Origin of the sequence: Rhodococcus sp. ARP2, assembly GCF_001029585.1 — a bacterium.
Lineage (GTDB): Bacteria > Actinomycetota > Actinomycetes > Mycobacteriales > Mycobacteriaceae > Rhodococcus_F > Rhodococcus_F erythropolis.
Window position 1 is genome coordinate 158,500 of sequence record NZ_LEKE01000083.1, and the last position, 20,637, is coordinate 179,136.

The 20,637-nt window shown below is 62.5% G+C and carries 20 protein-coding genes; 5 read left to right on the plus strand and 15 right to left on the minus strand.

Annotated features, from left to right (window positions below; translation table 11 throughout):
* Nucleotides 1–7: 7 nt before the first annotated feature.
* The 3 genes from ABX74_RS21795 to ABX74_RS21805 form a co-directional block, all read right to left on the minus strand.
* Complete coding sequence (locus ABX74_RS21795; protein ID WP_019745274.1) at nt 8–436, minus strand: DUF6325 family protein; 429 nt, start codon at nt 434–436, stop codon at nt 8–10.
* 70 nt (nt 437–506) lie between these two features.
* Nucleotides 507–1,778, minus strand: a complete 1,272-nt coding sequence (locus tag ABX74_RS21800) for an MFS transporter (RefSeq protein WP_007732605.1) — start codon at nt 1,776–1,778, stop codon at nt 507–509.
* A gap of 45 nt (nt 1,779–1,823) precedes the next feature.
* Nucleotides 1,824–2,819, minus strand: a complete 996-nt coding sequence (locus ABX74_RS21805) for an aldo/keto reductase (protein ID WP_019745276.1) — start codon at nt 2,817–2,819, stop codon at nt 1,824–1,826.
* Between the two features lie 101 nt (nt 2,820–2,920).
* Here ABX74_RS21805 and ABX74_RS21810 point away from each other — a divergent pair, with 101 nt between their 5' ends.
* The gene (locus ABX74_RS21810; protein ID WP_020970773.1) at nt 2,921–3,478 is read left to right on the plus strand and encodes a TIGR03086 family metal-binding protein; all 558 of its coding nucleotides are present in this window, start codon (nt 2,921–2,923) and stop codon (nt 3,476–3,478) included.
* On the opposite strand, the gene ABX74_RS21815 is transcribed toward ABX74_RS21810, so the two are convergent.
* The 3 genes from ABX74_RS21815 to ABX74_RS21825 form a co-directional block, all read right to left on the minus strand.
* Entirely contained in the window at nt 3,475–4,749 is a 1,275-nt protein-coding gene (locus tag ABX74_RS21815; protein WP_047889687.1) for an alkaline phosphatase family protein, read from the minus strand. The two genes, ABX74_RS21810 and ABX74_RS21815, sit on opposite strands and share 4 nt — an antisense overlap.
* On the minus strand, nt 4,746–6,434 hold the full coding sequence (locus tag ABX74_RS21820) for an alkaline phosphatase D family protein (protein WP_047889688.1): 1,689 nt from the start codon (nt 6,432–6,434) through the stop codon (nt 4,746–4,748). Before ABX74_RS21820 ends, ABX74_RS21815 begins: the two co-directional genes overlap by 4 nt.
* Before the next feature lie 103 nt (nt 6,435–6,537).
* Nucleotides 6,538–6,879 (minus strand): hypothetical protein, encoded by a 342-nt coding sequence (locus ABX74_RS21825; RefSeq protein ID WP_019745280.1) that lies wholly within the window; start codon nt 6,877–6,879, stop codon nt 6,538–6,540.
* A 142-nt stretch (nt 6,880–7,021) separates the two neighbouring features.
* On the opposite strand from ABX74_RS21825, the gene ilvD reads away from it, so the two are divergent.
* Nucleotides 7,022–8,716 (plus strand): dihydroxy-acid dehydratase, encoded by a 1,695-nt coding sequence (ilvD, locus tag ABX74_RS21830; RefSeq protein WP_020970776.1) that lies wholly within the window; start codon nt 7,022–7,024, stop codon nt 8,714–8,716.
* A 13-nt stretch (nt 8,717–8,729) separates the two neighbouring features.
* On the opposite strand, the gene ABX74_RS21835 is transcribed toward ilvD, so the two are convergent.
* On the minus strand, nt 8,730–9,386 hold the full coding sequence (locus ABX74_RS21835) for a S1 family peptidase (protein WP_007732621.1): 657 nt from the start codon (nt 9,384–9,386) through the stop codon (nt 8,730–8,732).
* A gap of 74 nt (nt 9,387–9,460) precedes the next feature.
* On the minus strand, nt 9,461–10,180 hold the full coding sequence (locus ABX74_RS21840; protein WP_003940205.1) for a DUF6319 family protein: 720 nt from the start codon (nt 10,178–10,180) through the stop codon (nt 9,461–9,463).
* Nucleotides 10,181–10,386: 206 nt separating this feature from the next.
* Between ABX74_RS21840 and ABX74_RS21845 the strand changes: the two genes are divergently transcribed.
* Nucleotides 10,387–11,487, plus strand: a complete 1,101-nt coding sequence (locus tag ABX74_RS21845) for an adenylate/guanylate cyclase domain-containing protein (RefSeq protein WP_370671290.1) — start codon at nt 10,387–10,389, stop codon at nt 11,485–11,487.
* Nucleotides 11,488–11,491: 4 nt separating this feature from the next.
* Here the strand turns inward: ABX74_RS21845 and ABX74_RS21850 are convergent, their stop codons facing one another.
* The gene (locus tag ABX74_RS21850) at nt 11,492–12,142 is read right to left on the minus strand and encodes a TetR/AcrR family transcriptional regulator (RefSeq protein ID WP_019745284.1); all 651 of its coding nucleotides are present in this window, start codon (nt 12,140–12,142) and stop codon (nt 11,492–11,494) included.
* A 56-nt stretch (nt 12,143–12,198) separates the two neighbouring features.
* Here ABX74_RS21850 and ABX74_RS21855 point away from each other — a divergent pair, with 56 nt between their 5' ends.
* Nucleotides 12,199–13,743 (plus strand): MFS transporter, encoded by a 1,545-nt coding sequence (locus ABX74_RS21855; RefSeq protein WP_047889689.1) that lies wholly within the window; start codon nt 12,199–12,201, stop codon nt 13,741–13,743.
* On the opposite strand, the gene ABX74_RS21860 is transcribed toward ABX74_RS21855, so the two are convergent.
* Entirely contained in the window at nt 13,731–14,243 is a 513-nt protein-coding gene (locus ABX74_RS21860) for an Lrp/AsnC family transcriptional regulator (protein WP_003939810.1), read from the minus strand. The genes ABX74_RS21855 and ABX74_RS21860 overlap by 13 nt on opposite strands.
* 195 nt (nt 14,244–14,438) lie before the next feature.
* On the opposite strand from ABX74_RS21860, the gene hppD reads away from it, so the two are divergent.
* Nucleotides 14,439–15,644 (plus strand): 4-hydroxyphenylpyruvate dioxygenase, encoded by a 1,206-nt coding sequence (hppD, locus tag ABX74_RS21865; protein WP_042952926.1) that lies wholly within the window; start codon nt 14,439–14,441, stop codon nt 15,642–15,644.
* A 6-nt stretch (nt 15,645–15,650) separates the two neighbouring features.
* Here hppD and ABX74_RS21870 read toward each other — a convergent pair whose 3' ends face one another.
* From ABX74_RS21870 to ABX74_RS21890, 5 genes are all read right to left on the minus strand, one after another.
* Nucleotides 15,651–16,301, minus strand: a complete 651-nt coding sequence (locus tag ABX74_RS21870) for an NUDIX domain-containing protein (protein ID WP_020909123.1) — start codon at nt 16,299–16,301, stop codon at nt 15,651–15,653.
* Nucleotides 16,298–17,587 carry an adenylosuccinate synthetase gene (locus ABX74_RS21875; RefSeq protein ID WP_047889690.1) on the minus strand — a complete coding sequence of 430 codons (1,290 nt, stop codon included), beginning with the start codon at nt 17,585–17,587 and terminating at the stop codon, nt 16,298–16,300. Before ABX74_RS21875 ends, ABX74_RS21870 begins: the two co-directional genes overlap by 4 nt.
* A gap of 9 nt (nt 17,588–17,596) precedes the next feature.
* Complete coding sequence (locus ABX74_RS21880; protein WP_047889709.1) at nt 17,597–18,583, minus strand: hypothetical protein; 987 nt, start codon at nt 18,581–18,583, stop codon at nt 17,597–17,599.
* Between the two features lie 5 nt (nt 18,584–18,588).
* On the minus strand, nt 18,589–19,620 hold the full coding sequence (locus ABX74_RS21885) for a hypothetical protein (RefSeq protein WP_047889691.1): 1,032 nt from the start codon (nt 19,618–19,620) through the stop codon (nt 18,589–18,591).
* A gap of 84 nt (nt 19,621–19,704) precedes the next feature.
* Nucleotides 19,705–20,604 (minus strand): LysR family transcriptional regulator, encoded by a 900-nt coding sequence (locus ABX74_RS21890; RefSeq protein WP_019745291.1) that lies wholly within the window; start codon nt 20,602–20,604, stop codon nt 19,705–19,707.
* Nucleotides 20,605–20,637 lie beyond the last annotated feature (33 nt).

Genomic DNA, 20,637 nt, shown 5'->3' on the forward strand with positions numbered 1-20,637 from the left:
ATTGTCGCTACTGAAATGCTGCTTCGACCGCTGCGACGACTACCTCGCGCGGTACCTGAACGTGAAGGACTACATCGCCGCCGCCGCCGCGAACCGTCGACGCGAGCTCACGCGCCCACGTCTGCTCGTAGACGATGACTGCGGCGGACGTTCCTGGTTCGAGTGACTCACGGACCACGTCCAGATCCTCGTCACTGATCAATGCCTTGGCTTCGATGGACAGAATCGCCAGTCCGATCTCTGTGAGATCTTCGTCGACGTCGATCTGTGACACCTGTCCGTCGGCGTCCTTGGCGATGTACACGAGGTCGAGCAGGGTGACAAAACCTCGTTCCACCACGTTTTGCAGCGCGGCGACGGCTTCAGGATCCACAGTGGAACCTGGGAATGCCAGCACCACGAGCTCGACCGGTCCGATGTTCATTGCGTCGTTCATCCATCAAGCCTGGTGGCTCGGACGCTTGGGAACCTCACCCGCAGGGGATGAATTACCCGATGCGATCGAGTTATTTGTTGCGACGAATGACTTCGCGAATCGGCCGTACGTGTACGCCTTCTGCCGCGAGGGCTCGCCGGGCTTTGCCTCGAGTGACGAGCACACCGACGATGCCGAGAATCCAGACCGGATATTGCACCATCCAGGCGACGCGGAATCCGTCGAACGTGTACCCGCCCATGTGTCCGAGGATTACGCCCATCACTTGAATCACGATGAGGGAAGCGAGGAATCCACCGATGTTGACCATGCCCTGTGCGGTGCCCATCGCCGAACTCGGGTTGGACGTACGCGCGTAGTCGAAGCCGATCACCGAACCCGGCCCACCCACCGAGATGACGACCACCAGGATCGTCAACAACCAGAGCGGAGACGGTTCGCTTCGTGAAAGCACGATCGTCCACATGAGCGCGCTGGCCACCATGATGGTGAGAACCAACCACGATCGACGCATGGGATAGCGACCGGTGAGAATGCCGAGGATCGGGCCGGCCACGATTGCCGAGATGACCGACAGCGTCAGCAGCGAGCCGACCGTCGTGGAGTCGAGGCCTTGAGCCGATTTCAGGTACGGCACACCCCACAGCAGCGCGAACGTCGTAATCGAGAACTGAGTCCCCATGTGACTGAAGAACCCGAGACGGGTGCCGGGCCGCATCCACACCGTCTTGATCTGTCGCCCGATCTCCTTGGCGCCGGCCGGCACGGCGACCACGTCGGCACCGGGCGGCGCGTCGCGGATGACACTCAACGCCAGTGCAAACGCCAACAGTCCGACAGCGGCAGCGCTGCCGTAGGCAAAAGTCCAGCCCGGCCCGGACAACAGCAACATGAACGGGAGCGCAGACATCACCTGGCCCAGCTGACCGAGGATGCCCGTGAACTGCGAGACCAACGGCACCTGCCGGGGCGGGAACCACTGCGGTACCAACCGCAACACCGAGATGAAGGTGAGTGCATCCCCGGCACCGACGGCAATACGTGCACCGATCGCGACGGGCAGCGATTCGGTGAAGGCGAGAGCCAACTGCGCGGACATCATGATGAACGCACCGACTGCGATCATGATCCGCGAACCGTAGCGGTCGAGGAGGACTCCCGCCGGAATCTGCATACCGGCGTACACGACGATCTGCAGCACGACGAAGCTCGACAGAACGCTGGGCGAGATCGAGAACCGATCAGCAGCAGACAGACCCGAGACACCGAACGAAGTGCGGTGAAGCACGGCGATCACGTAGGCAAAAACACCGACACCCCAGACCAACCACACTTTTTTCATCGGGTCTGTATGTTACTCCTGTCTTTCGCAAGGCTCAGGACATGATTATTCGCGGCCCTGAGAGACCCAATTCAAATCAGCCGAACGGAAGCCTTCGGTGATCGCGGCGAGGGAGTCGAGGCGAGCGATCTGGTCTTCGCTCAGAACGATGTCCAACGCTCCGGCGTTTTCCGTGACTCGTGCAGCGAACCGCGTGCCGGGAATCGAAACGGAAGGCAACCCGTACTGACGGCCCTTGGCATCGAGCCATGCCAGGGAAACCTGTGCAGGCGTCGCGCCGAGCTCCTCACCGACGGCGCGGACCACGTCGAGAACCTTCTGATTAGCAGGGAGCGCGGAGTCCGAGAAGCGTGGGAAGCGTCGGCGTAGGTCGTTGTCACCGAGCGTCTCCGCATCGAACGATCCCGCCAGGAAGCCTCGGCCCACAGGTGAGAAGGGCACGAATCCGACTCCGAGTTCCGCGGCGGTGGGTACTACCTTGTTCTCGACGTCCCGACTCCAGATGCTCCATTCGGACTGGATCGCCGCGATCGGATGCACCCCGTACGCACGACGCAGTTCATCGCCGGTCGCCTCGGACAGGCCGATGTTGCGGACCTTGCCCGCCTTCACCTGCTCTGCGATCGCGCCGACGGTGTCTTCGATCGGAACGTTCGGGTCGACCCGGTGCAAGTAGTAGAGGTCGACATGATCGACGCCGAGTCGTCCCAGAGACTCGTCGAGTGCCTGCGGTACGTAGGCCGGGTCTCCGTTGATCCCGCGCTGACCGTTGGCGATGTTGCCGACCAGACCGAACTTCGTCGCCAACTGCACTTCGTCCCGGCGGTCTTTGAGAAGCTCTCCCACCGCACGCTCGCTCGAGCCCTCGCCGTACACGTTGGCGGTGTCGATGAACGTGATCCCGATGTCCACCGCATGGTGCAATGTGGCAAGCGCCTCGGCCGGATCCACCGGGCCGTAGACAGGGGCGACGGACATCGCGCCGTATCCCTGGGCGCTGACAGTGAGACCTTCGGCCAGAGTGACGGTGGGGACGGTCATGAAAACTCCTCGATTCGACTAAGCGACAACCTCGACAGTCTTCACCGAATCGAAGCCTCACGCACCGATTAACGTCACGCTGATCGGGTTACCCTCGAGTGATGGCATTCGATTGGCTCGAACTCGTGCTCACCGCCCACCGCGAATTCGGTTCACGACTCGCCGCAGTCGAGGACTGGAACGCACCCACGCCCGACTCCGACTGGCACGTCGAACACCTCGTCCGCCACGTCATCGAGGAGCAGCAGTGGGTACCGCCGCTCCTGGCCGGACTGACGGTCGGCGAGGCGACACCGGACATCGTTCCCGTCGGGGACGACCTGTGGACCGAATGGCAGAAGTACTCCGATGCCGCCATCAAAGCGTGGAAATCGACGGACCTCAGTGCCCACGTTCACCTCTCGTACGGCACGGTGAAGGTGGAACCCTATCTGCGCCAGCAGACCTCGGACGTCACCATCCACACCTGGGATCTCGCGCGAGCGGTCGGAGCAGACGAGCGACTCGATCCAGACCTCGTCGAGGCCGTCTGGTCCGACCTCGACGGGCAGCGCGACATGCTCGCCGAGAGCGGCCTGTTCTCCGCTCCCGTCGATCTTCCTGACGATGCGTCGTTGCAGGACAAGCTGATTGCCCTGACCGGCCGCGATCCTCGTTAGACGTTCAGCGTCACGCCCGTCGTGCGGGCGACGCCGTCCCAACCACCGGCAGGTGCACCGAGGCCGAGCAGAGCCGCAACCGTCGGCGCGACGTCGATCGTGCGAGCCTGCGTGTCGATCTTCCGTCCACCGTCGAGAGCGGGATGCCCGCCGCTGAGGAAGAACGGGATAGGCAGTGTCACGAAATGGCCGTGGTTGCCGGGAATCGGGTTGGACAGTGGAGTCGGATCACTGAACCGCCAGCCCTGGGCGCAAAACGCAACGACGTCACCGGCATTGGTGCCGAGATCGAATTCGGCGGGGAGGTGGCTGGATTCGACGCCGTCGACACCCTCGACGATCTGTTGAATCCGGCTGACAGCTTCCGCCCGTTCGCCATCGGGTCCGACGAAGTAGATCAAGTCTGCGCCACCGTTCTGGGCGATTCGAATCTTGCCTGCGAGCAACGGGTCCGCGTTCAGCGGTCGATCGAGTCCGATGAGCCGCGCGGGCTCCGACCAGTCCATGGAGTGGTCGGCCAACACGATCAGAATGCTCCGATTCCAGCGACCCGTGTCATGAAGGAAGTCGACGAAGCGGCGAACCTGGTTGTCGGTGTTCTGAAGTGCGGCCGTGCGAGCGATCCGGATGGACGGACCGGACAGATCCAGGTGCCCAACCCGATCGACGTCACCGAGGTTGGTGAACGAGAGCCGCGGCGAGTTCCCGCCGACGATACGGATCAAGGCGTCGATCGTGAAGTTGTCCGGCGCGTGCTCCGTGCCGGGAACGAGCGGCTGGGGATCCCACACCAGTGAGGCGCGGTCACCGAACAACCCGTGAAGGTAGCGCTTCGACAGCACACTCGCAGTGGTCAATCCGAGTTCGGCGCGCACCCGATCCAGAACCGTCGATGCCTGCAGGTCGGAAGGCCGATCGAGGTCACGCTTCTTGTCGATGGACGGATCGTAGACGGAGTTGGCGGGTACTCCCGAACGCGCCGGCAGCACTCCCGTCATCATCGCCGTGTGATTCGGCAGCGTCTCCGCGATCGTGATGGCGCTGGCGTCCGGGTAGTGAATACCGCCGGCCGCAAGCCCGGTCAGCGTCGGGGTGAGCTCCGATCGCAGCTCGTCCGGACGCATGCCGTCGACGACGATGACATGCACGTCCAGGTCTGGGATGCCTGCGCTGGTGGGAACGCTCGCGCGAGCGGGCGTTCCGAGCAATGCCGTTCCGGCGACAACACTTCCACCGATCAGAACGCTACGACGCGAAACTTCGATACTCACTGGTCGACTCCTGGTCGGTACGAGGCCTGATCGAGGGCGGCCGAAGTGGGCGAGACTCTACTGCCCGCGCCTGTCGGAAGACGGTAGCTCACGGCATAGTGCGCATTGCTCTGTGGATTGGTGAGATCGTCGACGTAGTACCAATCCATCTGAGTACCTTCGCGGGCGATTTCGAATACGCCGTAGCCGTGCGAGTCCAGTTCGACGTACCGCACGTGTCGGTTCACTGCCTTGAATGCTTCTTCTGCCGCAACGGTTACCGTTCGCGGCGGCACTTTCAGCATGTCGTCGATGTTGGGCGACGTCACCGACGGGACGACGAACTCAGCGCCGACAGTCGGCCCGCCTGGGTAATTCGCGGCATTGGTCGGTAGGTCGCAAGCCCACGACGTGTGGATGTCACCGGTGATGAAGACGGTGTTGTCCACACCGTTCGAGGTGATCGCATCGAAAAGCCTGGTGCGGTCGGCGGTGTACCCGTCCCACTGATCCGTGTTGTACGGGACACCGGCCTGCGGCACTCCCACCAGTTCGGTCAACGCCGCGGTGGTCGCCGGTTCCAGCGGCGGGAACACGCAGGGCGTGATCATGACCGGATTGCCGACGATCTTCCACTGCGTCGGGGAGGTGACGATTCCGCTGGTCAACCAATCCATCTGTGCGCGTCCGGCAATGGTGCGTGACGGATCGTCGACCTGCTTCATCGTCGGCTGCTCGTCGCGGTAGGTACGCAGGTCGAGCATCGAGATCTCGGCCAGATTCCCGAAGCGGAACCGTCGATACAGCTGAACGCTCGAACCACTACCCGACGGGCGGACGGGCATCCACTCGAAATACGCCTTGGCCGAGTTCGCCTTTCGATCTGCCCAATCGCCTTCGACACCGGGAGTGTGGTTTTCGGCGCCGTCCCGGTAGGCGTTGTCGGCCGATTCGTGATCGTCCCACGTAGTGATGAACGGGAGTTTCAGGTGAAGAGCAGCCAGATCCGGGTCGGTCTTGTACTGCGCGTGCCGAATTCGGTAGTCGGCCAGCGAAATGATCTCGTGGGCCGGCTCGTGAAGGCGAACGGATCCGTTCCGCGCGCCGTACTCCCCCTGCCCGTACTCGTAGATGTAGTCACCGAGATGAATGATCGCGTCGAGGTCTTCGCGGAATGCGAGGTGGCGATAAGCACCGAAATATCCTGCTTCCCAGTTGGAGCAGGACACGACGCCGAAGCGGAGACGATCGAGATCTGCCGAGTTCGACGGAGCCGTGCGGGTGCGTCCCACCGGAGAAACAGCCGAACCCGCAGTGAATCGGTACCAGTACGTCGTCGACGAATCGAGTCCGGTGACGTCGACCTTCGCGGTGTGATCGGATTCTGCCGAAGCAGCAACACTTCCCGACGCCACAACGCTCGCGAACCCCTCATCGGTCGCGACCTGCCAGTTGAGCGTCACCGCCGCCCCGACGCCCGAACCTGGCGTTGCGTCCGCCGTTGGGGTGATGCGGGTCCAGATGATCACGGCATCCGGCAACGGGTCACCGGATGCCACGCCGTGCGCGAATCCCGGGCTGCCACCCGGAACCTCGGCACCGGCGTGGCTCGCCGAAGCGACACCGAGACCTACTGCGCCGGCGAGAGCCGCCGATCCCTGCAGTAGGCCACGTCTGGATATTCGATCGAAGGCATTCGTGTGCACGCTAGGAGTGAACCCGCACCTGAACGGCCGTTCAAGAGAGCTTCGGGATGTTCACCCAGGCTTCGCCTGCGATTCTCTGAAAGTTTGACCGAGTCGATCCCGATCACAACCGGTAGTCGAGGGCCGAGCCTCGAACCACACCGACCTTGACTCCGATGTAACCGCCGAGTGCACCCCCGGCCGCGATCAGGATCCAGAACGCCGGCGGAATCAGAGCCTCGGACCCGTCGATCTCGGAGAACGCGGAATAGCCGGCGATCAACGCACCGAACAGCACAGGCAGTATCAGCAGTGCGGCAAAGAAAGTCACCCACACCGATACGAAGCGGCCCTTCCACCGGGCAATCTCGTGCAGAACCGTCAGAACAACCAGGAAGACACCACTACCGGTCAAGACGGCCGCCAGAACTGCAAACCCGAAAGCTGAAATCAGTTCCGACTCCACCTGAATCCCCCTGTACGTCAATCACCTGCACACTCAGCCCCGACTGCGATGCGACGAGTCTATTCACGACGGACGACGTCTGTTGGCAACTCGAGTCGCTCGTCTGCCGGAAAGACATCCCGCTGACGCCTATGCTTGGAAAATGACCGAACCCGACATCAAGCCCAGAAGTCGTGACGTCACCGACGGACTCGAAAAGACCGCAGCGCGCGGCATGTTGCGTGCAGTAGGAATGGGTGATGACGACTGGGTCAAGTCGCAAATCGGCGTCGCCTCGTCCTGGAACGAGATCACACCGTGCAACCTGTCCCTAGATCGCCTGGCCAAGGCCGTCAAGGAAGGTGTCCGGGAGGCCGGTGGATTCCCCCTCGAATTCGGCACTATCTCCGTTTCCGACGGCATTTCGATGGGTCACGAGGGCATGCACTTCTCTCTCGTCTCTCGTGAAGTGATCGCGGACAGCGTCGAGACCGTCATGCAGGCCGAGCGTCTCGACGGATCGGTTCTTCTCGCCGGCTGCGACAAGTCGTTGCCCGGCATGATGATGGCGGCGGCCCGCCTCGACCTCGCCAGCGTGTTCCTGTACGCCGGCTCCACCCTCCCCGGCGTCGCCAAACTTTCCGACGGCAGCGAGCGGGAAGTCACCGTCATCGACGCGTTCGAGGCTGTGGGCGCCTGCTCGCGTGGACTGATGAGCCGCGCCGACGTCGACACCATCGAACGGGCGATCTGCCCGGGCGAAGGCGCGTGCGGCGGCATGTACACGGCAAACACGATGGCCAGCGCCGCCGAGGCCATGGGAATGTCGCTGCCCGGCAGCGCTTCACCGCCCGCACCGGACCGTCGCCGCGACGGATTCGCCCGCGAGAGCGGCAAAGCCGTGGTCGAACTCCTGCGTCGGGGCATCACCGCCAGGGACATCCTCACCAAGGAAGCGTTCGAGAACGCCATCGCGGTGGTCATGGCGTTCGGCGGATCCACCAATGCGGTGCTCCATCTCCTCGCGATCGCGCACGAAGCGTACGTCCCGCTGACGCTCGACGATTTCGCCCGCGTCGGCGCGAAGGTCCCGCACCTCGCCGACGTCAAGCCCTTCGGAAAGCACGTCATGACGGACGTCGACCGTATCGGCGGCGTCCCCGTCATCATGAAGGCATTGCTCGACGCGGGACTCATGCACGGAGATTGCCTGACCGTCACCGGCAAGACTGTTGCGGAGAACCTGGCGCACATCACCCCGCCCGATCCGGACGGCAAGGTCCTGCGGGCGATGAACAAGCCCATTCACCCGACCGGAGGCATCACGATCCTGAAGGGGTCACTTGCGCCCGGCGGCGCGGTGGTCAAGTCGGCAGGATTCGAGTCTGATGTATTCGTCGGCACTGCAAGGGTTTTCGAACGTGAACGCGCCGCAATGGACGCGCTCGAAGACGGGACCATCACTGGTGGCGACGTCGTCGTCATCCGCTACGAGGGCCCGAAGGGTGGTCCCGGAATGCGTGAGATGCTGGCCATCACGGGCGCGATCAAGGGTGCGGGTCTCGGCAAGGACGTCCTGCTGCTGACGGACGGACGATTCTCGGGCGGCACCACCGGCCTGTGTGTCGGACACGTTGCGCCCGAGGCCGTGGACGGCGGTCCCATCGCGTTCGTTCGCGACGGCGACCAGATCCGGCTCGACGTGGGTACCGGACAACTCGAATTGTTGGTCGACGACTCCGAATTGGAAGTCCGCAAGAAGGGCTGGGAGCCGTTGCCGCCTCGCTACACACGTGGTGTGTTGGCCAAGTACTCCAAGCTCGTGGGATCAGCCTCGGGTGGAGCAGTGTGCGGCTGATCCCAGCTCGCAGCTAGATGGGCCGGTACCCGGCGCCGACGCCTCCGTGGGCATTGATCGTGTCCACGATGGAGGTCATGTTGGTGCCGAGTTCCGGCCCCAGGCACGGTACCCAGAGGTAGGCGTTGACCATCGCGACCAGCGTCGTGCCGACCGTGACCGGGGCTCCCGAATCACCGTGGTCGACGCAGATCTGAGTCCAGGTGGATGCGTCGGCGCTCAGGTCTCCCCAGACGACGCCGCAGGTGGTGCCCGTCGTACGGCCTTCCTTGCAGGCTGTAGCCGGGAAGCTGGCCGGAGCGCCGATCGAGGTGATGGTTGCCGCGCCCACCGTTCGAACTGGTGTGACCTTGCCCGGATCGAACTGGATGACCCCGTAGTCCAGGTCCGGGTTCGACTCGACGAACGTGCCGACCACGCCTGCGTCCTCGTTGCTTTCCGGGATCACGAACGATCCAGGACCACCGCAGTGACCTGCGGTGATACCCACGAGTCTGCCGCCGTTGTCGTGCCCGATAGTGGTCAACGTGCAGACCAGCTGATTGTCGATGATGATGCCCGAACCACCACCCATGGGCGTGGGTGCAGCAACCGCGTTGCTGCTGACGATGAACCCGAGTCCGAGTGCCAAGACCAACGCTGCCAGAGCCGAAACAATTCGCTGCAACATCACAATCTCTCCGCCGGTAATCTCCCCGCTGCAAAAAACGCATACCCCGGAAAGTGCGGACCTACGCAGCGTTTCTAGTCGGTAGCTCCGAGCGCTTCGAGCATCTTGCGTGCCTCCTCGAGCTGGCGACTTAACTCGTCGACTCGCGCTGCAGCCATGTCCCGTGCAGCGACGATGATGGACTCGACAGCTTCGATGGCGGTGGGCTCACCCAACTCGCGGACAGCTCGCTCGACTGCATCGGGTGCGACCGGAACTGCTTTGCCCGGACGCTTGGCGCCCTGTGTGACCGTCACGCTCCAGTCGTTGTCCGCGCCCGCATGGATGGTGACGCTGATGCCGGCCGGCAGTTTCTTCGCACGCTTGACGGCCGGACGAGGTGTCGCGGCAGGGGCAGCAGTGGTAGTCGGTACCGGAGCGGGTGCAGGCTGCGCACGCGGCTTCGGTCGAACAGGCTCTACGAGTGGCTCCATCAGGGGCTCGGACTCCACAACTGGTTTGGGCCGTGGCGCCGGTTTGGCCGGTGCCGCGGAGACGCGGTTGATGCGCAATTCCTCTGCCTCGAAAGGCAATTCGTCGTTGACGCCCTTGGGGCGAATCATCACGGTGTTGCCGTCCACCGACACGACTTTCGCCGAGGTACCGGCTTCGATCCCCAGGCTGGGAGTCGCCTCGCGCAGATAGACGGTGGCGCGCTTGCCTTCGGCGACAGCCGTGGCGAGCGCTGCCAGATTGTCCGCAGTGAGGTGATCCGGCGTTGATGCGGCAGCGCCGGAACGTCTACGGGGTGGCATGCGCAGGTCCTTTCAGAAGTATCTCGTGCATTTCAGTATCGACAGTGCTTTTCTCGGGGCAACTCTTGCACAAGCCACCGACGTGTTGACTCTCACCGCCCGCCTGGGCCCGAGGATCCGTAGGCGGTTCGGCCAATTCAGTACTGTTCTCGGGGCACCGCGTGGAAGATGGTGGACAGAAATTCGTTGCGGCAAGAAGGAGCACGGTGAGCAGTTCGGAGTCAGAGTGGATCGACGAGGTCACCGAACCCGCCCCTGCTGAATCTAACGCTGCTGAATCTCACGCTGCTGAGCCGATCGACGTCGATGCTCATCTGCTCAGCCGGATTCAAGCCGACATCGAGGAGTCCCTCCTCGGCGGACCGCGCTGCTTCACACAGTCGCAGATCGCGGAATTCGCCGGGGTGACACGCGAGCGCGCCGATCGTCTGTGGGTGGCGATGGGCTTTGCCGTCGACGAGGATCCCGACGCGGTCATGTTCACGCAGCAAGACGCCGACGCCCTCAAGACCATCACCGACATGGTCAATCGAGGCGTCATCTCGCAGAACAGTGAGGTGGCAGCTGCCCGTTCTCTCGGACAGTCGATGTCGAGGTTGGCGGAGTGGCAGGTATCGCTGATCAGCACACACATCATCGATCAGCTTGCGGACTCGGTGGATCACGAACCCGACGCCATCAGAAATGTCGTTCTGAGCCTCGGCGCCGAGATCATTCCCGCTGTCGAATCTCTGCAGACGTACGTATGGAAGCGTCACGTCGCGTCGTCGACGGGCCGCAACGTGGGAAACCCGGGCGAAGAAGTCGCGAGTCGTGTTCTGGTGGTGGGTTTCGCCGACATCGTCGGGTACACCTCGCTGACTCGCGGACTCGACTCCGCCGAACTCAACGATCTGCTCGAGCGGTTCGAGTCCGCGTCCACCGAAATCATCGGACGCAACTACGGCTGGGTGGTCAAGACCGTCGGTGACGAGGTCATGTTTGCCGCCGAGAGTCCTCATCACGCCGCCGAGATCGCCTTGCAGATCCAGCAGGCGGTCCTCGCCGATCACGACGATCCACAGCTTCGGGTAGGTCTGGCCATGGGTCCGACGTTGGTTCGCTTCGGAGATCTCTACGGTTCGGTGGTCAACAAGGCCGCGCGCCTGACCAGCTCCGCTCGCCCCGGCACCGTGCTGATCGACTCCGAGCTGGCCACCCAGCTCGGCTCGGACGCCAATTTCAAACTGCGACACCTTCGTCCGCGACGAGTGCGCGGCATCGACCGCCTCGAGCAGTACGTGCTACGACGCAATCTGGAGCCGTGAGCTGTCAGCTCGACACTCCGCGTGCAGCCAGAAAATCGTCCACGATCTGCTCACACGCGGCCTCCCCGAGAGGCGTCAGCGTGGCCAGCTTGGTGAGCACCAAAGGTCCGACCAACTGAGCAAGTGCGACGTCGTAGTCGTACTCCCCCAACGCTTCGATCGCATCCGGCGAGCGCAGGATCCGATCGAACGCGTGACGGTACTGCTCGAAGACCGTCTGGCGCAACGATCGCAATTCGGGCTTGTCCGTCGACAGGGCGTCGACGCTCGAGTAACCCTTCAGCTCCGGCCCCAAGCCGAGCCAGCACATGGCCGTCACCTGGATCGGTGCGCTTTCGATGGCCTTGGCCTGACTGGTCAACAACTCGAGCAATTGCGCGCGGAGGTCACCTTCCCCGGACATCTCGGGCACCGGCGGTAAGAGGCGAGCAAATGCCGCGGCGAGTAACTCCGTGCCGCTGTCGAAATGCCGATACAACGTCGCACGTGCGACGTTGGCCAATTTGGTGACGGCATCGATCGTCACCGCGTCCACGCCGCCTTCTGCCAGCAGCTTGGTCGCCGCGTCGAGCAACCTGGACCTGGAACGCTGTTTACGCGGATCCTCGTCGCTGACCTGCTTGTCGATTTCCTGCTTGTCGATTCCCGCCGTCACAACCTCAGTTATACCCACTTGGGGGTTGTGGAACTTCTGTTCTTGTAACGATACTGATGGTCTTGTTTCTATCGGGAGGTTTCGTGAGTAGCGATACGACGCTCGAACAGTCCACGTGGACCATCCGACAGATCTGGATGCTGACGGTCGCGTGCTGCGCCGTCGCGCTGGTCGTCGCAGCGATGGCCGCTCTCAACACGGCCCTTCCCGACTTGGCCCGCGATACCGGTGCAACACAGAGCCAGCTCACGTGGATCGTGGACGGGTACACGCTCACGCTGGCTTGTCTCTTGTTGCCGGCGGGCGCACTCGGCGATCGATACGGTCGACGAGAACTGCTCATGTTCGGACTACTCGTTTTTGCTGCCGGCTCGTCGATTCCGGTCTTCGCGGACGAACCGTCGTGGATCATCGTCTCCCGCGTGATCTCCGGCGTCGGCGCCGCATTTGTCATGCCGGCGACGCTGTCTCTACTCACTGCAGGTTTCCCGCCGGCGCAGCGTGCCCGTGCCGTCGGAGTCTGGTCCGGCGTCGCAGGGTCCGGTGCAATCGCCGGACTCGTCGTCTCCGGGCTACTCCTCGAAAAATGGTCCTGGCATTCGATTTTCGTCAGCCTGGCCGTCGTCTCGGTCCTCATCCTCGTGGTGTCGTTCACGATCGTGACGTCGAAGGACACGGAGGCAACTCCACTCGATCTACCTGGTACAGCGCTGATCGCCGGCTCGATCGGACTGTTCGTCCTGGGGATGATCGAGGCGCCGGCCCGTGGTTGGCTCGATCCGGTAGTTCTCGCGTTGCTGGTCGGCGGAATTGCCTTGGCCGCGGTATTCAGCTGGGTCGAATTACGTACTCGCCATCCACTTCTGGACGTGAGGCTGTTCGCCAATCGCGCATTCGGCAGCGGCGCAGCGTCACTGACCCTGCAATTCCTGGCGACTTTCGGCTTGTTCTTCCTGATCGTGCAGTATCTCCAACTGGTGCTCGACTACTCCCCACTGCAATCGGCGCTCGCCCTGATGCCGATCGCTGTGCCGGTGATGGCGCTGTCCGTGGTTGCTCCCCTACTGATTCCGCGTATCGGCCTTCGCGCTCTCACCGCCACCGGGGTTGCCTTCCTCGGAACCGGAATTGCACTCTTGACGCGCTTGGACGCCAGTTCGACCTACGCCGAAGTCTGTGTCCCCTTGGTAGTAGCCGCTATCGGATTGGGCTTGTCCACGACCCCCGCCACTGCTGCGATCGTCTCCAACGCACCAGACTCCAAACAGGGTGTTGCCTCAGCAGTCAACGACGCAACCCGTGAGATCGGCTCTGCCATCGGCGTTGCACTGGCGGGAAGTATCCTCGCCGCCGGCTATGGCAAACACGTCCAGCCCGCGGTCGACTTGCTGCCCGAACCCGCCAAGGAACCGGTATCCGGTTCTCTGGCCGCCGCTCTCCATGTCGCCGAAGCAGCCGGGCCGCAGGGTGCCCAGTTGGCCGAATTCGCCCGTGAAGCCTTCATCAAAGGCATGGATCAAGGAGCACTCACGCTCGCCGCGATCATGTGGGTATCCGCGATCGTTCTGGGATTCTGGGCTCCGGGTCGTCAGCGAGACTGACCGCCTCGTCGGTATGCCGGGGCCTTGGTCGTCTGCTCCGATTGCAGAGTCTGCAGTAGGGGCATCGACCGGAGCGGCACCACAACCGAGAGAACCATGACGCTGGTCGACCGGGTGGCTATCCCCGACCGATTCAGTTCGAGCAGCGTCGCTTGTAAATCCTCGTGCGACGCAGCGGCAATCCGGCACAGCACGTCGCCGGAGCCTGTGGTGGCAAAGGCTTCGAGCACACCGGGGATTGCCTCGAGTTCCGCTGTGACGGTGTCGAGCGCCCCCTGGGCGATCTGCAAAGTCACGAATGCTTGTACTCCGAAACCCGCTGCAGCCAAATTGATGTGCGGCGCGTATCCGGCGATGACGCCCGCATCTTCCATCCTTTTCAATCTCGCCTGCACTGTCGCCCGCGCCACCTTGACCTGACGCGAAAGCTCCAACGCACCGGCCCTCGGGTGCTTGTTCATCGCGTCCAACAGAGCCAGATCCACTGCGTCGAGATTCACGTCTGCTCCACTCGTCGTTCAACTATGCAAATTGACTACAAAACAGTGCCACCATCTTCGCATTCCGGCGCTGTGTCTACTTTCAACTACCTCCGTTGACTACCCAACCTCTGAAGGACTTATCTGTTTGTACTGGCAGTGCCGAACATAACTCGAGCACCGCGCTGTGTACATCGCACTCAGAGGGGACTCATCATGACCGTCGAACAGACTCTCACCGACGACGAACAGCTGGCCGGCCTGGATCTGGAGCAATTGCGCCAGTTGGTCGGCTTGGTCGAGTACGACAGCGATCACGATCCCTTCCCCGTGAGCGGTTGGGACGGCCTCGAATGGATCGTCGGAAATGCCACGCAGACTTCACATTTCTTCCAGTCCGCGTTCGGCATGGAATTGGTGGCCTATTCAGGCCCGTCGACGGGAAACCGCGACCACCACGCGTTTGTACTCAAAAGCGGGGCCGTGCGGTTTGTCGTCAAGGGCGCTGTGGATCCGGCAAGTCCGCTGATCGAACATCACAGCCGTCACGGCGACGGTATCCGGGACATCGCGCTCAGCGTCCCTGACGTGGACAAGTGCATCGCACACGCCATCACCCAAGGCGCGACGGTGTTGAGCGAACCGCACGACATCACCGACGAGCACGGCACCGTTCGCCTGGCCAGCATCGCGACGTACGGCGAGACTCGGCACACCCTCGTCGACCGTTCCCGCTACAACGGCCCTTACCTTCCCGGATACGTTGAACGGACGTCGTCGTACCGCAAGCGTGACGGCGCGCCCAAGCGAATCTTCCAGGCCCTCGACCACGTCGTAGGCAATGTCGAACTCGGCAAGATGGACCAGTGGGTCGACTTCTACAACCGGGTCATGGGATTCACCAACATGGCCGAGTTCGTGGGCGGCGACATAGCCACCGACTACTCCGCGCTGATGAGCAAGGTCGTCTCGAGCGGCAATCACCGAGTCAAGTTCCCACTCAACGAACCTGCCATCGCGAAGAAGCGGTCACAGATCGACGAGTACCTCGAGTTCTACCAAGGTCCCGGCGCTCAGCATCTCGCACTTGCGACCAACGACATCCTCGGAGCAGTCGACGCTCTGGTCGACGAAGGAATCGAGTTTCTCTCTACTCCTGCTTCGTATTACGAGGATCCCGAACTGCGCGCGCGTATCGGAGAGGTTCGAGTTCCGATCGAGGAATTGCAGAAGCGAGGCATCCTCGTCGACCGCGACGAAGACGGCTATCTTCTTCAGATCTTCACCAAGCCGATCGGAGATCGTCCCACCGTGTTCTTCGAGATCATCGAACGCCACGGCTCACTGGGATTCGGACTGGGAAACTTCAAAGCCCTGTTCGAAGCGATCGAGCGTGAGCAGGCCGCGCGGGGCAACTTCTGAGGTAGGTCAGCTGTTTTCGGTCCACGCCCAGACCACCGCGGGTCGCCCGGTGGCACTGACCCGGACTCGTTCGTCCGTACGTTCCAGCCCTGGCAACGCTTTGAGCGTCCGGTTCAAATTGCCCGGGTCCGGACGCACACCGGAAAGCTCCTCCGCCACGGCCAGCGCGTACGACGCCGGAAACGACGGACCCAGTAATGCCCGCGTGAATGCCTGATCTCGCCACAACAGGGTGTCAGCAAGGATCGGGCGGGTATCGGCGACTATCCGATTGTGGTCGAACGCAAGGTCCCCCGGGTTGTCCCAGCTCACCCATTCGGCCGAACCCGGCACCTCGTCCGACGAGATCACTGCCCACATGGTCACCGAGAGCGTCGGACCGCGGGGGTCTCGATTGGGTTCGTCGAACACGGTCAATTGACCGCTGACGAGGATCTTCTCGTCGGGAATTCCGAGCTTGGTGGTCACGGCTCGCCTGGCGGCGTCCTGCAACCGCTCACCGGCGCCCAGCAGTACACCGGGCAGCGCCAACTGCCCGGTGTACGGCTCCGCTTGCCGCGGAGTGACGGCAAATCGCAACATCCCGGGTTCCGGATTGCCGAACCGGAGCGCGATGACATCGATCGAGACAAGTGACTGGTCCACACCGTCCATCATGCAGGCACTGGGCATCGCACCTGACGATCGACCCGGTCGGCACCGTTCGCGGTCAGCACTACCGGCGCACCCATTTCCTCGCTCAGATACCGGGCGAAATCCTCCGGGTCGGCCGGAAGTTCCTTCGGCACGACCCCTACGGCTTTCAGGGAATCTGTCAGCGCCTGCTGGTGATCGAGATCCTTCCACTCTCCGACGGGAACGAACGGCAATCCTTCGTACGCGTGCACCCCGTGGATCGGGATGCCTGCAGCCCGCGCGCGATCCATCGCGTCGAGATGAGTAAGCGCTAAGCCGTCGACGCCACCGCTCACCTCGATTGCGTAGTGCAACAACAACTCGTCGAGGTGGCCCGTCCGGAATCCGCCTTGATACTCACCCGTCCCGTTGTGCAGCTCGGGCAACACCTTCGCCAGCTCCGGATCCTCCGTCGGGAACGGCCCAGCTCCGTGTCGTGTCATGTAGGTGCGGGTGACGCCGAGTACGTAACTGTCCCGGCCCAACTCGTCGATCATCGCTCGCGCGTTGGACGGCTCGACCGTCGACCACGTGGTGTGTGGGTGAAACCCCCGCCACTCGTCGAGAAGGACACCTTGTGCCCCCTCGAACACCAGACGACCACCGGCACCCAACGCGCCCAGCGCATCCGGGTCGGAGATGTCCACGACGGCACCGAATTCGGCGTACATGTCGACCATGTCGTCGATCGGCGGAAACCCGTGGCGACTCTCCGCGATCAACGGTCCGTAGAATGTGGCCAACGCCGACAACTTACGACGCAAGGAATCAGGTCGCCGGCAGTCTCCCACCGTAGGCGCACTCGCAACTTCGAGCGCATACGCCGCGGTCTCACCGATCCCCTTGCCACACGAGCCGTGTCGGTTACCGCCGCGAGCATCCTCGCGGGCCCTGTTGGCGGCCACGTGGATCGGTGTCGTCAACAATGCGCGCGCGTCGATCCGTATCAGATCGAACGGATTTCGAACTCCGAGCGCTTCCAGTGCACGCGCTTCCCGTGCGAGCGCGATGGGTTCGACCAACACGAATCTCGAGAGAAACGTCGGGACGCCGGACAGCGTTCCCGAGCCGAACTGCGAAAACGTGTGGTGGCGCTCGCCGACCGTCACGTTGTGCGCTGCCTGTGCCCCACCGTTGAAGCGGACCACTGCGGCCACATTCAGATCGGCTCGATCGGAGCAAAGCCAATCGACGGTTGCCCCCTTCCCTGCATCTCCGAACCCGAGGTCTACGACGACGATATCGCGGTCTTCGAACGGCTCCATCATGTTCTCCTTCTAGGCGAAATCGACATCGTCCGTGCCGGTTCCGAGATCGCGAGGCAACCCGGCCACCGTCGCGGTGCTGCGCCCTGGAATCAGGGCGAGAGCCTTTCCGACAGTCTCGGCTTCAGCTCTTGAACCGATGTCGCGGAGATCCGCCAGTCCGTCACGCAGGTCGATGCGGTCCTCGCCGATTCCGACCGTCAGCGCGATCAGTTCGCACACCGCGGCGGGATCGTCGAGTTTGACGAAGCGTTCACCGAGCAACGTCTTCCAGTGATCCGCGATTTCCGGATCGTTGAAGTACGACGACTGATCCGGCAGAACGAAGTAGACGTTCCATCTTTCTTCGAGTTCACGGTAGATCGACGGCACCGACACGTCCTGACGTACCTTGTCCCCGATCACCGAACGGATGTGACGAGCCGAGAGCCGCGGCTTGTTCAGCTCGTCGCCGATGATGAAGAGGTAGCCTTTCCTTCCGCGCTTCTCCCAGGCATCCGTACTGGTGTGACGTGCCACGAAATATGCGGCCAATTCATAGCTTTCCGACTTCTGACCACCACCGTTGCCCTCGAGGAAGATCGTCCGAAGCTGCTCGTCCATCGCGTTACCCGACTCGAACTGGCCGACTTGTAGTGGCACCTGATCGGAATCGGCGTCGCCGATACCACCGAACAGAATCTGCGGATCATCCGCATATCCCTTGCGTTGCAGCAGCCCGTGCAGCTTTCCGAGCTTGTCCTGCATGATTCGAGGAACAGCGCCCATCGAGCCGGTGACATCGAAAAGCACTGCTATCGGGAGAGAATCGGGGTGCCCGTCCGAGTCTCGGCATTCACGCTTGTCGACGCCGAAGGGGTCGAGGGTCGGGTCCGCTTTCCAACTGCTTCGCGGACGCGACCGAAGCGAATCGGTGTAACCGAAATCGTCGACACCGCGTGCGGCACGAAAAGTCTTGCCCGCCAAATAGGTGTTGTCGTCCCAGTATCCGTAGCCCATGACAATCACTGTCCTTTCGTGGATGGAACGGCGAACGGACGAAATGTCCGCTGGCCATAGAGAAGATCGAGGAGTTCGTCGAACTCGCCAAGTAGGTCGACCGCGTCGGGACGCAATCTCGGGTTGTCCTGCATGCAGCCGTCGGCAAACGCCGTCATCCGTTCGTGGGTCTGCTCGCCCAGCATTCGGAGCATCAATTGATGAGCCATGTAGACGTCCCAGGCCGGAGACGCTCCTTCGCCGAGTTCCGGTGGGTACGAATCACGATCGGAACCGATCGTCGCCACCGGGCGGCTGCCCGTACGGGTGGCAAAGGACCAGCCGGCCAGCACCACCCCGTGCCGATCAGGCTCGATCAGCACGTTCTCCGCGGTAATCGCGGTGTGCACCCAACCAGTCGCATGCGCTGCTGCCAGAGCCCGAAGTAGCCGTCGGTGCATCCACGCCCAGTCCCGTGGATCGAGGCCACCTGGATACGCCTCACGGACGTCGGCGAGACTCACAAAACCTTCGGTCAGATCGTCCAACACATCGATCTGACGTCTCGTGCCGCTGCCCACATGGGTGATTCGATCGATCAATCGCGGGAAGTACGAGACTGCCCAACCGGCTTCGCACGAATTCTCGATGTCCGTCAACACATTCCGTTCGGCCTCGATCATCGAGTTCGCCCGAGGGTTTCGCGGAATCTTCAGTACGACACCGGCATCGGACCGGTACAGGTTAGCGACCGAGCCGCGCGCTACCAGTCCACCCAACGTGTACTCGCCCCGCTCGCCGACATAAACGGGTCGAGAATCTGCCGGTTCGAACTCCGCTGCCCAACTGCGGTAAAGCTCGTTCAACCGAGATGTTGCGGCCGAGTATCGCACCCGATCTTCGGGCTTCGCCCGGTCCGGATGGATGGCGGAGGCGAGCCGATGAAAACGACGCTTTGCAGCGCGACGGGTGTCGAGATCGCTGGAGTCTCCCCCGAACACATCGGCCGAAACTCGTGCCGCCTCGACGATTTCAAGTGCCGTGCTGATCGTTTTCATGGTTTTAGTCTAACTGACTAAAACGAAGACGGCAAGAATGCGTATTTAATCCGAGTACATGCGCATCACATCAGGACACGGCAATCACCTGCCGGCACCGAGGGCCGCAACAGCTTTGCGTAGCTCGATCACTGCCGGACTGCTGTCGCCCTCGCGGGTACACAGATCAATCGAACACTGCTCGATGTCGGAAATGCGCACGAAACTGATATCCGAGCGGGTGTAGTACTCGGCAATGGTTGCTGCCGTTATCACCACCGCCCGACCGTTGGCGACAACCTCGAGCGCTTCGTCCATCGTGCGGACCGAGGGACCGTACCGGACGGGTACACCACTCGGGCGCGGGTCCACCGACCACCATTTCACCCATTCGGGTGGTGCGCCGTCACTCGAAACCTGCACAGTCCCATCTATTTCAGAAATCTCGATGCTCGCGCGACCCGCCAGTTGGTGCCCTCGAGGCAGAGCCACCACCCGCGGTTCGACGCCTATCCGTTCGAGCACCACACCGTCGAGCACCGGCAGTGGCGGTCGCACGAATGCCGCGTCGACGGTCGCGCTCGCCACCGCCGAAACCTGTTGGGACCAATCCAACTGGACGAGCTCCACCTCCGCATGCAACGAATCGATCACCGCACGCCCCAAACTCCCGGCAGCCCCGTTGATGAATCCGATCCGCAACCGCCTGGCCCGCCGACGCTCGAGTGCGTCGAGACCGTTCATCGCGCGAACGGCAAACTCGAGAGCGGGCCGCGCATCCGCGACGAACACCTCACCCGCGGCGGTGAGCACCACCGGATGCGAACTGCGATCGACCAACTCGACTCCCACCTGCTCCTCGAGTCGACGAATCTGCTGACTGAGGGCGGGCGCGGTGACGAACAGCCGGTCTGCCGCTCGCCCGAAGTGCCCTTCCGCCACGACGACGAGCAACGAGGACACCAAACGCAGATTCAGATCTTCGCCTCTTCTCGCCTTCTTCATTACCGTCCATTCGGTTGTTTTCGGCCCGCCGCT

Excerpts from the sequence above, each read along its gene's own strand:
- ABX74_RS21890 (WP_019745291.1), bottom strand. The coding sequence starts at position 20,604 with ATGAAGAAGGCGAGAAGAGGCGAAGATCTGAATCTGCGTTTGGTGTCC.
- ABX74_RS21795 (WP_019745274.1), bottom strand. The coding sequence starts at position 436 with ATGAACGACGCAATGAACATCGGACCGGTCGAGCTCGTGGTGCTGGCA.
- ABX74_RS21840 (WP_003940205.1), bottom strand. The coding sequence starts at position 10,180 with ATGCCACCCCGTAGACGTTCCGGCGCTGCCGCATCAACGCCGGATCAC.
- ABX74_RS21835 (WP_007732621.1), bottom strand. The coding sequence starts at position 9,386 with ATGTTGCAGCGAATTGTTTCGGCTCTGGCAGCGTTGGTCTTGGCACTC.
- ABX74_RS21810 (WP_020970773.1), top strand. The coding sequence starts at position 2,921 with ATGGCATTCGATTGGCTCGAACTCGTGCTCACCGCCCACCGCGAATTC.
- ABX74_RS21880 (WP_047889709.1), bottom strand. The coding sequence starts at position 18,583 with ATGGGCTACGGATACTGGGACGACAACACCTATTTGGCGGGCAAGACT.
- ABX74_RS21800 (WP_007732605.1), bottom strand. The coding sequence starts at position 1,778 with ATGAAAAAAGTGTGGTTGGTCTGGGGTGTCGGTGTTTTTGCCTACGTG.
- ABX74_RS21870 (WP_020909123.1), bottom strand. The coding sequence starts at position 16,301 with ATGATGGACGGTGTGGACCAGTCACTTGTCTCGATCGATGTCATCGCG.
- hppD (WP_042952926.1), top strand. The coding sequence starts at position 14,439 with ATGACCGTCGAACAGACTCTCACCGACGACGAACAGCTGGCCGGCCTG.
- ABX74_RS21875 (WP_047889690.1), bottom strand. The coding sequence starts at position 17,587 with ATGATGGAGCCGTTCGAAGACCGCGATATCGTCGTCGTAGACCTCGGG.
- ABX74_RS21855 (WP_047889689.1), top strand. The coding sequence starts at position 12,199 with ATGGTCTTGTTTCTATCGGGAGGTTTCGTGAGTAGCGATACGACGCTC.
- ABX74_RS21885 (WP_047889691.1), bottom strand. The coding sequence starts at position 19,620 with ATGAAAACGATCAGCACGGCACTTGAAATCGTCGAGGCGGCACGAGTT.
- ABX74_RS21805 (WP_019745276.1), bottom strand. The coding sequence starts at position 2,819 with ATGACCGTCCCCACCGTCACTCTGGCCGAAGGTCTCACTGTCAGCGCC.
- ilvD (WP_020970776.1), top strand. The coding sequence starts at position 7,022 with ATGACCGAACCCGACATCAAGCCCAGAAGTCGTGACGTCACCGACGGA.